At 67.1% G+C, this 14,504-nt stretch carries 12 protein-coding genes; 1 reads left to right on the top strand and 11 read right to left on the bottom strand.

Annotated features, from left to right (window positions below):
- Positions 1 to 140: 140 nt before the first annotated feature.
- On the bottom strand, positions 141 to 755 hold the full coding sequence (locus HNP73_RS10535) for a TetR family transcriptional regulator (protein WP_221288454.1): 615 nt from the start codon (positions 753 to 755) through the stop codon (positions 141 to 143).
- 105 nt (positions 756 to 860) lie between these two features.
- On the opposite strand from HNP73_RS10535, the gene HNP73_RS10530 reads away from it, so the two are divergent.
- Positions 861 to 1,370 carry an anthrone oxygenase family protein gene (locus HNP73_RS10530; RefSeq protein ID WP_184148638.1) on the top strand — a complete coding sequence of 170 codons (510 nt, stop codon included), beginning with the start codon at positions 861 to 863 and terminating at the stop codon, positions 1,368 to 1,370.
- A 72-nt stretch (positions 1,371 to 1,442) separates the two neighbouring features.
- Here HNP73_RS10530 and HNP73_RS23660 read toward each other — a convergent pair whose 3' ends face one another.
- The 10 genes from HNP73_RS23660 to fdhF all read right to left on the bottom strand — a co-directional run bounded on the left by HNP73_RS23660 (position 1,443) and on the right by fdhF (position 14,504).
- A complete protein-coding gene (locus HNP73_RS23660) occupies positions 1,443 to 3,578 on the bottom strand; it encodes an FG-GAP repeat protein (protein WP_184148635.1) in 2,136 nt (711 codons plus the stop codon).
- 182 nt (positions 3,579 to 3,760) lie between these two features.
- The gene (gene hflX / locus HNP73_RS10520; protein WP_184148634.1) at positions 3,761 to 5,008 is read right to left on the bottom strand and encodes a GTPase HflX; all 1,248 of its coding nucleotides are present in this window, start codon (positions 5,006 to 5,008) and stop codon (positions 3,761 to 3,763) included.
- A gap of 13 nt (positions 5,009 to 5,021) precedes the next feature.
- Entirely contained in the window at positions 5,022 to 5,258 is a 237-nt protein-coding gene (gene hfq, locus HNP73_RS10515; protein WP_184148633.1) for an RNA chaperone Hfq, read from the bottom strand.
- 164 nt (positions 5,259 to 5,422) lie between these two features.
- On the bottom strand, positions 5,423 to 6,922 hold the full coding sequence (locus HNP73_RS10510) for a TrkH family potassium uptake protein (protein ID WP_184148628.1): 1,500 nt from the start codon (positions 6,920 to 6,922) through the stop codon (positions 5,423 to 5,425).
- Positions 6,922 to 8,304, bottom strand: a complete 1,383-nt coding sequence (trkA, locus tag HNP73_RS10505) for a Trk system potassium transporter TrkA (RefSeq protein WP_184148626.1) — start codon at positions 8,302 to 8,304, stop codon at positions 6,922 to 6,924. The genes HNP73_RS10510 and trkA overlap by 1 nt, the downstream gene beginning before the upstream one ends.
- A gap of 209 nt (positions 8,305 to 8,513) precedes the next feature.
- Positions 8,514 to 9,575 (bottom strand): patatin-like phospholipase family protein, encoded by a 1,062-nt coding sequence (locus HNP73_RS10500; RefSeq protein ID WP_184148624.1) that lies wholly within the window; start codon positions 9,573 to 9,575, stop codon positions 8,514 to 8,516.
- Positions 9,572 to 10,357, bottom strand: a complete 786-nt coding sequence (locus HNP73_RS10495; RefSeq protein WP_184148623.1) for a 3-hydroxybutyrate dehydrogenase — start codon at positions 10,355 to 10,357, stop codon at positions 9,572 to 9,574. The genes HNP73_RS10500 and HNP73_RS10495 overlap by 4 nt, the downstream gene beginning before the upstream one ends.
- 94 nt (positions 10,358 to 10,451) lie before the next feature.
- Entirely contained in the window at positions 10,452 to 10,688 is a 237-nt protein-coding gene (locus tag HNP73_RS10490; protein WP_184148621.1) for a formate dehydrogenase subunit delta, read from the bottom strand.
- 1 nt (position 10,689) lies between these two features.
- Complete coding sequence (gene fdhD, locus HNP73_RS10485) at positions 10,690 to 11,499, bottom strand: formate dehydrogenase accessory sulfurtransferase FdhD (RefSeq protein ID WP_184148619.1); 810 nt, start codon at positions 11,497 to 11,499, stop codon at positions 10,690 to 10,692.
- A gap of 101 nt (positions 11,500 to 11,600) precedes the next feature.
- On the bottom strand, positions 11,601 to 14,504 hold the full coding sequence (gene fdhF / locus HNP73_RS10480) for a formate dehydrogenase subunit alpha (protein ID WP_184148617.1): 2,904 nt from the start codon (positions 14,502 to 14,504) through the stop codon (positions 11,601 to 11,603).

Raw genomic sequence — 14,504 nt, 5'->3', positions numbered from 1 at the left:
GGTTGACAGCCTCTTCGACCCCCACCCCATGTTAACCGATCGGTAACCCTCGATTCCCCACTTCGGGAAAATCCCGAGTTGTCATGGAGATGCACCAAGCCCGCTCAAACGCATGAACCGCCTGCCTCGCCGGGGCCGGTTCAGACGCCACTGGAACTTGCGGTATCTTCGTCGCCGACGCCGAGGAGGCGGTTGAAGATGCCAAGCGCCCTGTGACAACGCGCAGCGATCTCTTCGGCGCCGGGCTCGGTTAGTTCACCGATGATCCGGCGGACCTGCAGGTCGCCCACCAGCAGACCAAGGAACCATCCCGAAGCCTCCCCCGGAACCACGTCCCCCCCCAGCCGCTCCATCAGCTGCTCGAGCAGCGGCATCACCACGTCGCGGCCGCCGGCGGAGATGGCTGCGCCAAGCCGCCCGCTCGGGTCCGCCGCCGCCGCCCGGTTCAGCAGGATTGCCCGGTCCCCGAGCAGCATCGACAGCAAGACCGGCGCGACCCGCGCCAGCGTCTCCGCCGGCGCCTCGTCCCGGACGAGGGCCTCCTGCAACAGAGCCCGCGCCGCCTCGGCGTTGTCGCGCACCATCGCCGCGAAGAGACCGTCCTTGTCGCCGTACCAGCGGTAAAGCGTCTCGTTCGACGCCTTCGCGGCCCGGGCAATGCGCAGCATCGACGCCCCGCCATAGCCGTGTTCCGCGAGTTGGCCATAGGCCGCCTCGGCGATTTGCCGGTGGCGCTTCACTCGCCCCTCGTCCACCTGTTCTCTCCCGAAGCCCCGTGCCAGCGCCCGCTTGACACGAGCCGTACACATCCGTACGCCTCCATACAACCGTACATATCTTTACGCTCAGGAGCGCCGCCCATGCGACCGCTGACCAACGTCATGATGCTCGCCTCCATCCTCTCGGCCGGGGCGATCTTCGGCTTCTTCTACGCGTGGGTTTGCTCGACCATGTGGGGCCTCGACACCGCCGACCCCCGGGTCGCGATCGCGGCGATGCAGGCGATGAACGCCTCGGTCCGAAATCTCGCCTTCGCGCCCGCGTTCTTCGGCACGCCGTTCATCCTCGGCCTCACCGCACTCCTGCTCTTCACGCAAGGCCAGCGTCGGAGCGCGGCCGCGCTGCTCGCGGCGGCGCTCGTCTACGTCTGCTTCGGATTGCTTCTGACGATGACCATCAACGTCCCGATGAACGAGGCGCTCGCCACCGTTACCGTGCCGGACGATGCCGCGACGGCGGGTCCGATCTGGCAGACCTACTCCTCGCGCTGGCAGGCCTTCAACCTGATCCGCACCATCGCCTCCGGCGTCGCCCTGCTTCTCGCCGCTGCCGGGCTCCTGCTGCTCGATCGTCGTGCACGCCCGGCCTGACTCCGATTCCAGCAAATACCGTGGCTTGTCGGGTGGCATTGATGCAATCCCGCATCGATGCCCCCGAAACGGTCAAACCAGGAAGTCGCTCGCACTCAGGTCAGTGAGCAGATGGTCGGCGAGGACGACGTTCATTCCCGACCCCAGCGTGAAGCTCACATCCTCGCCAGTCTGCCGGCAGAGCGCCAGCACATCGGCGCCGCTGCCGAAGTCGAATGCCGTCACGTCGATCCGGTCGGCACCGAAGCCGAAGTCGGTGACGAGATCGGTGCCGCCACCGCGCTGGAACTCGAAGACGTCCGCGCCACGACCTCCCGACAACTGGTCATTGCCGCCGTCGCCACGCAACGTGTCCTGCCCGACGCCGCCGAACAGCCGGTCGCGCGCGGCCCCGCCACTCAGGAAGTCGTTGCCGATCTCGCCGGTCAGGTCGTCGATGCCCGCGCCACCGGAGAGCCTGTCGTGATCCGCGCCCCCCGAGAGCGTGTCATTGCCGCCCTCGCCCAGCAGCCTGTCGTTGCCGACGCCGCCGGACAGGCCGTCGTTGCCGACGCCTCCCGCGAGATAGTCGTTGCCAGCCGCGCCGACGAGCGAGTCGTCCCCGGTGTTGCCAAACAGCCGATCGTCGCCGCCGCGCCCGAAGATCGTGTCATCCCCTGCAAGGCCCGAGATCCGGTCCGCTCCGGGCGTTCCGACGAGGCGCTGCGACCCGTCGTCCGGGCCATGGCCGAAGACGACGTAGCTCGCGCCCGCGTTGAGCTTGCCACCCGCATCCTCAAGATACGCTCCGATGATCAGGTCGTCGAACCCGTCGCCGTTGACGTCGCCTGCGGCTTCGGCCGACCGGCCGAGCGCGCCGCCAGCCTCGATCCCCTCGAGGCGCAGTCCGGTCGCGTCGCTGAGGGTCGAGAGATCGAGGGTCGCGCCAAAGCCGTCCTTCGTGCCGAACACGAGATACGTCTCGCCAGCATCGACCAGGCCACCGGGATCGGCATGCATCGCACCCACGAGCATGTCGTCGATACCATCGCCGTTGAAGTCCCCGGCACCCGCCACCCAGCTGCCGGAATGCCCGCCCGCATCGACACCGTCGATGCGAAAGCCGTTCGTGCCGTCGATGTCTGAAAGCTCGATCTCCGCCGCGAAGCCCGCCTTCGTCCCGAAGAGCACGTAGCTCTGGCCGGCCGCGGACCTGCCACCCGGATCGCCGCCGCGCGCACCGATCATCATGTCGGCAATGCCGTCGCCATTCACGTCGCCGATGCCCGCCACCGAACGGCCCGACTGATCGCGCGCGTTGACGCCGTTGAGGCGGAAGCCGTCGGAGCCGTCAAGGTCGCCGAGGTTGATGTCGGCCGCGAAGCCGCTCTTGCTGCCAAAGACCACGTAGGTCTCGCCAGCGTCGAACTTGCCGTTCGCGTCAGCTTCCGAGGCGCCGACGATCACATCGTCAATGCCGTCGCCGTTCACGTCGCCCGCGCCATCCACCGACCAGCCGGTCCGGTCACCGGGATCGATCCCGTGCATCCGAAACCCATCAGCCCCTGTCAGGTCCGAGATGTGCAGCTCTGTCGGAAATCCCGCTCTGGTGCCGAAGACCACATAGCTCTCGCCGGTCCATCCGTCCGGCCGGAACGCCCCCATGACCACATCGCCGATGCCGTCGCCGTTCACGTCGCCCGCGCTCGCGACCGTCCACCCGAGGTCGTCCTTCACGTCCGTCCCGTTGATGCGGAAACCATCCGCGCCGTCGAGCGCGTCGAGATCGATGTTCGCCGCGAAGCCCGCCTTCGTCCCGAAGACGATGTAGGCTTGACCCGCCCGCTCCTTGCCGTCCGGATCGGCCCAGTCCGCACCGACCATGAGGTCGGCAATCCCGTCACCGTTCACATCACCCGCCGCCGAGACCGCGACGCCGCTTGCGTCCATGAAGTCGATGCCGTCGAGCTGAAAGCCGTTCCTGCCGTTGAGCGTCGAGAGATCGAAGCGCGCCGGAAAGCCCGACGCCTTGCCGAAAACCACATAGGTCTCGCCCGATCGCGCCTCGCCGTCCGCATCTGCGCCAAACGCGCCGATGATCATGTCGTCGTAGCCGTCGCCGTTGACGTCCCCCGTCCCCGCGACCGCAAAGCCCGACTGATCCCACGCGTCGATCCCGTCGAGACGAAACCCGTTCGTCCCGTCGAGCTGATCGAGTTTCACCACCATCAGCACAATCCCCCGGGAATTACTTAAACGGTACTACATGCGGAGTCAGATCTACTTATAGCAGATCCCCGCTTCGTCACCTCGGGTATTCACCGCTCACACGGAGCCTCTGTCAACGCATTCCCGGCGCTGCTTTCACAAATCCGCATTGTCGGATCAACGTATGCGTCAGGCCAAGGCGTCTAGCCGAGTGCCAGCCACTTGTTCCGGTCGCGCTCGGTCCAGCGCACGTCGAGATCATAACCGTCGTCGGTCGAATGCTCCGCCCGGACCAGCTTGCGATCGAAGAGCCACGCCCGCCGCCGCCCGTCGTCGAAGGCGAGATGCACCGTCTCCTCGGTCGCAGGCTCGGCAAGCGCCTCGGCAACCGCAACCATCAGCGCCTCGACGCCTGCACCGCTCAGCGCCGAGATGACCGCGACCTCCGGGCTGCGCGCCGCCACCGCCCGCGCGGTCTCGGCACTCTCCGGGTCGAGCAGGTCCACCTTGTTCCAGACCTCGATCACCGGCGCCTCCGCCCCGACCCCGAGATCCTCCAGCGTCGCGCGAACGCTCTGCGCCTGCACCTCGGTCTCCGCGTGGGCGATGTCGCGCACGTGCAGGATCAGGTCGGCCTCCAGCACCTCCTCGAGCGTCGCCCGAAAGGCCGCGACCAACTGCGTCGGCAGCGCCGAGATGAATCCCACCGTGTCCGAGAGGATCGCCCGCCGGCCGTCCGGCAGCGCGATCGCCCGCATCGTCGGATCGAGCGTCGCGAAAAGCATGTCCTTCGCCAGGACGGCCGAGCCGGTCAACCGGTTGAAAAGCGTCGACTTGCCGGCGTTCGTATATCCCACCAGCGCGATGATGGGATAAGGCACCCGCTGGCGCGCCCGACGATGCTCGCCGCGCGTCCGCACCACCCGGCGCAGTTGTTCCTTGATCCGGTGGATCCGCTCGTCGAGCGCCCGGCGGTCCGCCTCGATCTGCGTCTCACCCGGGCCGCCGAGAAAGCCGAAGCCGCCCCGCTGCCGCTCGAGGTGGGTCCACGACCGCACCAGCCGCGACTTCTGATAGGAGAGATGCGCCAGCTCGACCTGCAGCACGCCTTCCCGCGTCTGCGCCCGGTCGCCGAAAATCTCGAGAATGAGCCCGGTGCGATCGAGGATCTTGATCTTCCAGAGCTTTTCGAGATTGCGCTGCTGCACCGGCGAGAGCGCGCCATCGACGATGACGAGCCCCGCCTCACGCTCGGCGATCCGCTCGCCCAGCTCCTCGACCTTGCCCTTGCCGAACAGATAGCCGGCCCGCGCCTTGGCGAGCGGCACGACCTCGGCGCCCACGACGTCGAGGTCGAGGGCGCGCGCAAGGCTCACCGCCTCGTCGAGCGCATCCTGGGGCGCGCGCGGCCCGTCTTTGGATCTGACTGGATGCAGGACAACCGCCCGCATCCGCCCACTATCGTCAGTGATCTTCGGCCTCGTAGAGCGTGATCGGCTGCGACGGCATCACAGTCGAAATGGCGTGCTTGTAGACCAGCTGCGACTGCCCGTCCCTGCGCAGCAAAACGCAGAAATTGTCAAACCAGGTGATGACGCCCTGCAGCTTCACGCCGTTCATCAGGAAGATCGTCACCGGGACCTTGGACTTCCGAACATTGTTAAGAAATGCGTCCTGTAAGTTTTGTTTTTCGGCAGCCATTTTTCTCAGCCTTAAGTTGTATTGGACGCAGCGACTCGCCGCGTCTTTGTTCTCGTTGAAGGACAGTATGGGTGGCGGACCACTGCATTTCCAGCCTGCCCCAGCACTTTTTAGCAGCAGGACCAGGGGGCGTGGCCGAAAGGACGCACCCGCCGACAATCGTGTTAATCACGCCAGCTCACCAGGCTGAACAAGGCCACGACGACCAGAGCCTCCATGCGTCCCACGATCATTGCCACGCCAAACACCAGGAGTGCTGCATCCGGGAGGGCCGCGTAGGTCACATGACTGCCAAGCACCTGTATCGCCTGCCCGGTGGTGGTGAGGGCAGCCACCGAGAGCGAGAGCGAGTGATTGAAGCTGAGTCCGGTGGCCGCAAGCGCCGCCATGGTGATCGCAAGCGCGATCATGAAGAGCATCAGGAAGATGAAGGCGATCCGCGCGCCGCGCCGCGAAATGAGCCGATCCCCGAGCCCCCGGCGCCCGACGCCCGACGGATGGATGAGCCGGTCAAGCTCGCGCAGCCCCAGCCGGTAGAGCGCGTAGACCCGCAACAGCTTCACGCCGCCCGCGGTTGTGGCGACCCCGCCGCCGATCACTGCCACGGCAAGAAGCAACGGGCCGGGGCTCGGCAGGTTCGACCAGAGTTGCAGCGTCCGCCAGTCCTGACTCTCGAAGCCGGTCGTGGTGAGGAATGACAGCACCGTAAAGAGCCCGCCCCAGATCGCGCGTCCGGCGGCGGAGAGGTCGTCCGCCCGCTCGATCTCGGCGGCGCCGAGGAAGCTCCGCAGAAACAGGATCACCGTCAGCCCGAGGACCGAGATCAGCATGAGCTGGACCTCCGGGTCGCTCAGGCCCGGCAGCGACCTTCGCGCCAGGAAGCCGAGGACACGATGCGACACGGCCGGCAGCAGGAAGATCGCGATGGCGATCTCGCCCGGGATCCCCGAGTGCCCGCCTGCAAGGCCACCGACCGGCGAGATGCCACTCGTGGAGAGCGTTCCCATCGCATGGGCGACGGCAACAAACGGCCGGTCACCGGCGAAGATCAGGAGCAGCGACAGCAGGGCGGTCAAACCGGCATAGATCGGCGCCACCACCCGCACCACCCGGACGATGCGGGCCCGCGCCTCGTCGCTCGTGCCGCTGCGCTGCCGCACCCGGCGCGCGCTCTCCTCGGCGATCTCGAAGCCGCCGAGGTTCAGCGGCTCGAGGATCCCCCAGACCAGGACCAGCACCATGGCGCCGCCGAGCCAGCCGACAATGGCCCGCCAGAGATGCAACGGCTCTGAAAGGCTGCCCGGGCGGTCGAACAGCGTCGCCCCGGTGGTCGTGAGGCAGGACAGCATCTCGAAATAGGCCCGCCCGAACCCGAGCCCGTGCACCGACGTGGCAAACGGCAGCGCGAGCAGCGCCGGCAGAATGAGGTAGGCCAGCAGGATCGTCAGCAACAGCGCCCGCGCCGGCAGGCGTGGCGGCCGGTGGTTCATCGTTGCGAGCCCGATCAGTATGGCGAGGAGTGCAACCAGAAACGAATAGTCGAAAAACGCCCGCGCCACGCCCCAGTCGCGCAGCTTCACCGCGTGCAGCGCCGGTACCAGCATCGCGCTCGCGGCAACCAGCACCAGAATGACGATCGCGGGAAACTTGCGGATGATCCGCATCAGAAGAAGTCTATGCCGACCTGGAACAGCCGCTCGACCTCGGCAACCGCCTCGCGCATGGCGAAGATCGTCAGCACGTCCCCCTCCGCCAGCCGGGTGTCGCCGCGCGGCACGATGAGCTGATCGCCCTTTTGCACGAGGCCGATGATTGCCGTCTTCGGCATCTCGCTGTCGCGCACCAGCCGGCCGGCGAGCGCCGAAGTGCCGAGCACCTGCGCTTCCATAACCTCCGCCTCGCCGTCGCCGATCGAGTAAACCGCGCGGATCCGCCCATGCCGCACATAGCGCAGGATCGAGGAGACCGTGGTCGCCCGTGGGTTGACGTAGGCATCGATCCCCATGGGCGCGATCAGGCTGATGAGCGAGGGGTCGTTGACCAGCGCCACCACCAGCTTCGCCCCCTCGGTCTTGGCTCGCACGCAGGCGAGGATGTTGGTCTTGTCGTCGTCGGTCAGCGCCAGCACCGCGTCCATCGCGGTGATGTTCGCCTCCTCCAGAAGGTCCACGTCGAGCCCGTCGCCGTTCAGCACCACCGTGCGTTTCAGCGAGTCCGCCGCCACCTCGGCCCGCGCCCGGCTGCGCTCGATGAGCTTCAGCCGGATGCGCCGGCTGTCGGCCTCGAGGGTCTGGGCCACGTGCAACCCGATGTTGCCGGCGCCGATGATCAGCACGCGCTGCACCTCGCGGTGCGGCTTGCCGAACACCTCCATCAGGCGCGCCATGTCCTCGGTGGCACAGATCAGATAGACCTGATCCTCCGCATAGAGCTGATCCGCCGCTTCCGGCACGAACAGCCTCTCGCCGCGGCGGACACCGACGACCACGGCCTTCAGCGTCGAGAACAGCTCCGAAAGCTGGCGGAGCGGCGTCCTGAGGACGGCGCAGGCAGTGTCGAGGGTGATGCCGACAAGCTGCGCCCGGTTTTCGAGAAAGCCCTCGATGTCGAACGCGGCCGGCGCGGCGAGGCGCTGCATCACCGCATCGGCGACCGCGTATTCCGGCGAGATCACCACGTCGATCGGCATGTGATCCTGGCGGTAGAGGTCGGAATAGAGCGCATTGAGGTATGCCGGCGCGCGCAGGCGCGCGATCTTTCTCGGAACCGAGAAGATCGAGTTCGCCACCTGGCAGACCACCATGTTGACCTCGTCGGACTGGGTCGCGGCGATGATCATGTCGGCATCGCGCGCGCCCGCCTTTTCCAGCACGTCCGGGTGCGAGGCAAAGCCCGCGATGCCGCTCACGTCATAGGCGTCGGTCAGCCGGCGCACGAGGCCCGCGTCCTTGTCGATCACCGTGACCTGATTCGCGATCTCTTCGCGCGCGAGGTGGCGGGCGATCTGACCGCCCACCTGCCCCGCGCCGCAGATGATGATCTTCATCCCGCCCGTCCCCCGTATGGGGCGATTCTATAGCCGCGCCACCCTGCCTGCACAATTGCCGCGAGACCGTTTGCCACGGGCCGGACGACCGGGCTGGCCGTCTCCTTTCAGCTCGTCCTGACGAGGAGTGCCATCCGGTTGGCGGATGGCATTTTATATTGTTACATCAATATATTGATCATCTGCGCAACCCGCGCAGACGCCTGTCCCTAGACGATCGACCCCGCCGAGCTCACCACCGCCTTCAGATCAACCGACGAGCGCTGCCCGAGCTTGCTGCGGTGCTTGTCGAGAAACTCCGACATCGCCTCCCGCCCGGCGTCCCGAAGCTGCAGCAGCAGCGTCCGGCTGATCGTCATCTTGGTGACGATCCCGAGCATGTTCATCAGCCGGTCATCGCTCACCGAATGCACGTGATTGAGCCGCATCGCCTCGGGCGAGATCAGCCCGCGCTGGATCAGCCGGTTCACGAACTCGATGTTGCGAAGCTCGCGCAGAAGCGAAGCATTGAAGCTTATCTCGTTCATCCGAGTGGCAATTTCCGCCGCGGTCTTCGGCAGTTCCTCTCGGTAGAGCGGATTGATGTGGACGATGACGATGTCCACCGCCTTGGTCCGGTAGAAGAGCGGATAGAGCGCCGGATTGCCGGTATAGCCACCATCCCAGTACGCTTCCCGCTTGCCGGTCTTCGGGTCGTCGAGCTCGATCGCCTGATAGAGCGACGGCAGGCACGCAGACGCGAGGATCGCATCAGCCGTCACCTCCTTGCCCGTGAAGATCCGCGCCTTGCCATCCCGGACGTTGGTCGCGTTGACGAAAAGCTTCGGCCCCTTCTGCGAGCGCACCGTATCGCAGTCGAGCATGTCCTCGACGATCGAGCGCAGCGGATGGAAGTTCGTCGGATTGAACTGATAGGGCGAGAACATCCGCGTCACGGTGTCCGCCGCCACCACCGCCGGCGAAAACTCCAGCATCCGCGCGGTGAGGGCCGGCGACGGCGAGACCATGCGCAGCCAGTCGAGGACCGCGTCGCTCATCGGCCCGTCGAGCCCGCTCACCCGAAGCCAGAACGCCTCGAGCTGCTCCCGCGCGCCTTCCCGCCCGCCGTTGACCCAGCCACGCTTCAGCGCCGCCGCGTTCATCGCGCCCGCGGACGTCGCCGTGATGCCGTCGATGTCGATCGAGGTGTCCTCGAGCAGACGCTCAAGCACGCCCCAGGTGAAGGCGCCGTGCGCGCCGCCACCCTGAAGCGCGAGATTGACGACGCTCAAAGCGCCGTCCACCCACCATCGACAGAAAGCGTGGTCCCGGTAACCTGATCGGCCGCCGCAGAGCAGAGGAACACCACGCAGCCGCCGATCTGTTCCACCGTCGCGAACTGCTTCGAGGGCTGGCGCGCCAGCAGCACGTTGCGGATCACATCCTCGCGGCTCTGGTTGTACTGCTTCATGGTGTCGGGGATCTGCGCCTCCACCAGCGGCGTCAGCACATAGCCCGGGCAGATCGCGTTGGCGGTGATCGCCTCCTCCGCCGTCTCGAGCGCCGTCACCTTGGTGAAGCCGACGACACCGTGCTTGGCCGAGACATACGCCGACTTGTAGGGCGACGCGGTCAGGCCATGCGCCGACGCGATGTTGACGATCCGGCCCCAGCCCTCCTTGCGCATGATCGGCAGCGCCGCCGCCGTGGTGTGGAACGCCGAGGTAAGGTTGATCGCGATGATCCGGTCCCACTGATCGACCGGAAACGTCTCGATTGGCGCCACATGCTGGATGCCGGCGTTGTTCACCAGGATATCGACCCGGCCGAGCTTCTCCGCCGCCGTGGTGACAAGCGCGCGGCACTCGTCGCCCACCGACATGTCCGCCTTCACATAGATTGCCTTCACGCCATGTTCGGCGCCAAGCTTCTCGGCAAGCTCATGGTCCTCCGGCCGGTCGGTGAAGGAGTTGAGCACGACGCTCGCGCCGTTCTTCGCCAGTTCGGTGGCGATCCCGAGCCCAATGCCTGAATTGGAGCCGGTGACGACTGCGATCTTTCCGGAAACTGACATTGCGCTGGATCCCCGTGAGCTGTTGCGTTGCATGGCAACATAGCTCCCGCCGGTGCGAACACAACCGACGCCGGGTTCCAATTGCGCGAGGTTTCTACGCGGCTGGCGCCGGCCGCAGCGCGGCCTCCAGCCCCTCCAGCGCGAGCGGCTGGAGCCCCTCGCCTCCCGCCTCCAGGTGCGCGATCATCGCCCGCCGCATCCGCGGATCCCAGAAGTCGAGGATATGCTGGGAGATGTCCGCCACCGCCTCGTCGTGCGGATACGGCTTGAAGAAGGCGGCGATCTCGTTCGCCATCCGCACGAGTTCGTTCTCGGCTTCGTTATCGGACATTTCAGCTCCCCAACCCGTCGAAGATCACCACACCATCGCCCGCCCGTGCCGCCACGGCGAGCCCCGCCTGCCCCGCGACCCGGAGCGCCAGTGCGCTCGGCGGCGAGACGGCGGCGACGAGCGGCGCCCGGATCGCCGCCGCCTTCTGCGCCATCTCGACGGAGACCCGGCTCGACAGCAGAAGGAATCCGTCCCGCGCGTCACGCCCGTCGCGGGCCAGCGCGCCCGCCACCTTGTCGAGCGCATTGTGGCGCCCGATGTCCTCGCGCACGACACGAATCGTGCCGTCCGCCCCGCAGTAGGCGGCGGCGTGCGTCGAATGGTTCACCGGCTTCATGACCTGCGCCTTCGGCAGCGCGGCGAGCGCCGCAAGGATCGCCTCGGGCACCGGCCGCGTGCCCGTCACCCGGCGCGGCGGGCGAAGCACCGCCTCGATCGTCTGGGCACCGCAGAGGCCACAACCGGCACGTCCCGCGAGCGTGCGCCGGCGATCCTCCACCGCCGCGACCTTGGCCGGGTCGAGCTTCAGGTTCGCCACGAACCCCTCGCCCGCCTCGGCAAGCCGCAGGCTCTCGATCTCGGCCGGACCCGTGACGATGCCTTCGGTGATCGCGAATCCCACTACGAAGTCTTCGAGGTCCTCGGGAGTCAGCATCATCACCGCAAACGCCGCGCCGTTCAGCAGCACCGCAAGCGGCGTTTCCTCGGCGACACGCCAGTCAACGGGATGCTCGGCGCCATTGCTGTAGAGGCGCCCGCGAGCAGTGGGCGAGACCGGGCGGGCGTTGATGTCGAGGCGGCGGATTTCCATGGGTCAGGCGGCCTTGCGCGGTGCGGGAGCGGACCCGGCGGGGAACTTCACCCCACCGGCCACGCTTGCAGGGCCAGGCCCCGCTTCGGCCGACAAGGGCCTCATTCCGCCGCCGTTGCCGTGTGGATCCGCCGCGATCCCGGCGCGGTCTGGGTGTATTCCTCCTGCCACGCGGACGGGCGGTTGGTCGGCATCACCTGGACCGCCGTCACCTTGAACTCGGGGCAGTTGGTCGCCCAGTCGGAGTAGTCCGTGGTGATGACGTTCGCGCCCGAGAACGGGTGGTGGAAGGTGGTGTAGACCACGCCCTGCGGCATCCGCTCGGAGACCATGGCGCGAAGCGTCGTCTGGCCCACCCGGCTCGTGATGGCGACCAGATCGCCATCGGCGACGCCGCGCTCTTCCGCGTCGAAGGGATGGATCTCGAGACTGTCCTCCGGGTGCCAGAGGCTGTTCTCCGTGCGGCGGGTCTGCGCGCCGACGTTGTACTGGCTGAGGATGCGCCCGGTCGTGAGGATCAGCGGGAAGCGCCGGTTGGCGCGCTCCTCCGTCGGCACGTACTCGGTCACCATGAAGCGGCCCTTGCCGCGGACGAAGCCGTCCACGTGCATGATCGGCGAGCCATCCGGGTGCGCCTCGTTGACCGGCCACTGCATCGAGCCCTCCGCGTCGAGACGGGCGTGGCTGACGAGCGCGAAGGTCGGGGTGAGGCGGGCGATCTCGTCCATGATCTCGGCCTCGTTCTCATAGGTCATGGGATAGCCCATGGCCTCGGAGATGCGGCAGACCGTCTCCCACTCGCTCATGCCCTGCTGCTCGCGCATCACCGGGCGGACTCGGTTGATCCGCCGCTCCGCGTTGGTGAAGGTGCCGTCCTTCTCGAGGAACGACGTGCCCGGCAGGAACACATGGGCGTAGAGCGCGGTCTCGTTCAGGAACAGATCCTGCACGATCAGCAGATCGAGCGCCTTCAGCGCGGCGGTGACGTGCCGGGTGTTCGGGTCGCTCTGCGCGATGTCCTCGCCCTGCACGTAGAGCCCGCGGAACGAGCCATCGAGGGCGGAGGCGAACATGTTCGGGATCCGAAGGCCCGGCTCGGCGTCGAGCGTGACGCCCCAGTCGGCTTCGAAGGTCGAACGGACCTCCTTGTCCGAGACGTGGCGGTAGCCGGTGAACTCGTGCGGGAACGAGCCCATGTCGCAGGAGCCCTGCACGTTGTTCTGGCCGCGCAGCGGGTTGATGCCCACGCCGTCGTGACCGATGTTGCCGGTCGCCATGGCGAGGTTGGCCATCGCCATCACCATGGTCGAGCCCTGGCTGTGCTCGGTGACGCCGAGGCCGTAGTAGATCGCGGCGTTGCCGCCGGTGGCGTAGAGCCGGGCGGCAGCCCGAAGTTCGTCCGCCGGCACGCCCAGGATCTCGGACAACGCCTCGGGGCTGTTGCGCTCCTCCGCGACGAAGCCGCGCCAGCGCTCGAACTCGGTCATGTCGCAGCGTTCGGCAACGAAGGCCTCGTTCACCAGCCCCTCGGTCACGATCACGTGGGCAAGCGCGTTCATCAGCGCGACATTGGTGCCCGGACGCAGTTGCAGGTGGTGCTCGGCACGGACATGCGGCGAGCGCACCAGGTCGATGCGGCGCGGGTCGGCGACGATGAGCTTCGCACCCTGACGCAGGCGCTTCTTCATGCGGCTGCCGAAGACCGGATGCGCGTCGGTGGGGTTGGCGCCGATGACGAGGATCACGTCGGACTTGTCGACCGACTTGAAATCCTGCGTGCCGGCAGAGGTGCCGAGCGTCGTCTTCAGGCCGTACCCGGTGGGCGAGTGGCAGACGCGGGCGCAGGTATCGACGTTGTTGTTGCCGAAGGCCGCGCGGATCATCTTCTGGACGACGTAGACTTCTTCATTGGTGCAGCGCGACGACGTGATGCCGCCGATGGCGCCGGCGCCATGCTCGTCGCGGATCTCGAGGAGCCGCCGGGCAGCGAAGCCGATCGCCTCCTCCCAGTCGACCGGGCGCCACGGATCGGTGATCTTCTCGCGGACCATGGGCGTCAGCACCCGGTCCTTGTGGGTGGCGTAGCCGAAGGCGAAGCGGCCCTTGACGCAGGAGTGCCCCTCGTTCGCGCCGCCGTTCTTCCACGGCGTCATGCGGACGATCTCCTCGCCCTGCATCTCGGCCTTGAACGCGCAGCCGACACCGCAATAGGCGCAGGTCGTGATCACCTCGCGGCGCGGAGTGCCGTGTTCGACGATGGACTTCTCCACAAGCGTCGCCGTCGGGCAGGCCTGCACGCAGGCACCGCAGGAGACGCAGTCGGACGAGAAGAAGTCGTCGGACAGGATGCCGGGCGACACCCGGCTCTCGAAGCCCCGGCCCTCGATCGTCAGCGCGAAGGTGCCCTGCACTTCCTCGCAGGCGCGGACGCAGAGGGAGCAGACGATGCACTTCGACGCATCGTACTGGAAATACGGGTTCGACACGTCGATCGGCACCTTGTGGGCCGCATCGAAGTGGTTGTCCCCGTCCATGCCGTAACGCACCTCGCGCAGGCCGACGACGCCGGCCATGTCCTGCAATTCGCAGTCGCCGTTGGTCGGGCAGGTCAGGCAGTCGAGCGGGTGATCGGAGATGTAGAGCTCCATCACCCCCTTGCGCAGCCGCTCGAGCCGGGCGTTCTGGGTGGTGACGCGCATCCCCTCGCGCACCGGCGTGGTGCAGGATGACGGCGTGCCCTTCACGCCCTCGATCTCCACGAGGCAGAGCCGGCACGACCCCCAGGCCTCGACGTTGTCGCTGGCGCAGAGCTTCGGGATCTGCCGGTCGGCGAGCGAGGCCGCGCGCATGATCGAGGTGCCCTCGGGCACGGTGATCGTGACGCCGTCGATCATCAGCGTCACCGGCGGGCCTTCGCGCTCCGGCGTGCCGCGGTCGATCTCGGCCTCGAGCGGCGTGAGCTTGAGGTTGCGGAGGCCGAGCGGGATTTCCTGGTGAATGGTCAT

Source organism: Amaricoccus macauensis, from assembly GCF_014201905.1.
GTDB lineage: Bacteria > Pseudomonadota > Alphaproteobacteria > Rhodobacterales > Rhodobacteraceae > Amaricoccus > Amaricoccus macauensis.
This window is presented reverse-complemented; position numbering and strand designations above follow the sequence as displayed.

What these genes read in the sequence shown, in the direction of transcription:
- HNP73_RS10530 (WP_184148638.1), top strand. Translation starts at nt 861, where the DNA reads ATGCGACCGCTGACCAACGTCATGATGCTCGCCTCCATCCTCTCGGCC.
- HNP73_RS23660 (WP_184148635.1), bottom strand. Translation starts at nt 3,578, where the DNA reads ATGGTGGTGAAACTCGATCAGCTCGACGGGACGAACGGGTTTCGTCTC.
- hflX (WP_184148634.1), bottom strand. Translation starts at nt 5,008, where the DNA reads ATGCGGGCGGTTGTCCTGCATCCAGTCAGATCCAAAGACGGGCCGCGC.
- hfq (WP_184148633.1), bottom strand. Translation starts at nt 5,258, where the DNA reads ATGGCTGCCGAAAAACAAAACTTACAGGACGCATTTCTTAACAATGTT.
- HNP73_RS10510 (WP_184148628.1), bottom strand. Translation starts at nt 6,922, where the DNA reads ATGCGGATCATCCGCAAGTTTCCCGCGATCGTCATTCTGGTGCTGGTT.
- trkA (WP_184148626.1), bottom strand. Translation starts at nt 8,304, where the DNA reads ATGAAGATCATCATCTGCGGCGCGGGGCAGGTGGGCGGTCAGATCGCC.
- HNP73_RS10495 (WP_184148623.1), bottom strand. Translation starts at nt 10,357, where the DNA reads ATGTCAGTTTCCGGAAAGATCGCAGTCGTCACCGGCTCCAATTCAGGC.
- HNP73_RS10490 (WP_184148621.1), bottom strand. Translation starts at nt 10,688, where the DNA reads ATGTCCGATAACGAAGCCGAGAACGAACTCGTGCGGATGGCGAACGAG.
- fdhD (WP_184148619.1), bottom strand. Translation starts at nt 11,499, where the DNA reads ATGGAAATCCGCCGCCTCGACATCAACGCCCGCCCGGTCTCGCCCACT.
- fdhF (WP_184148617.1), bottom strand. Translation starts at nt 14,504, where the DNA reads ATGACCATTCACCAGGAAATCCCGCTCGGCCTCCGCAACCTCAAGCTC.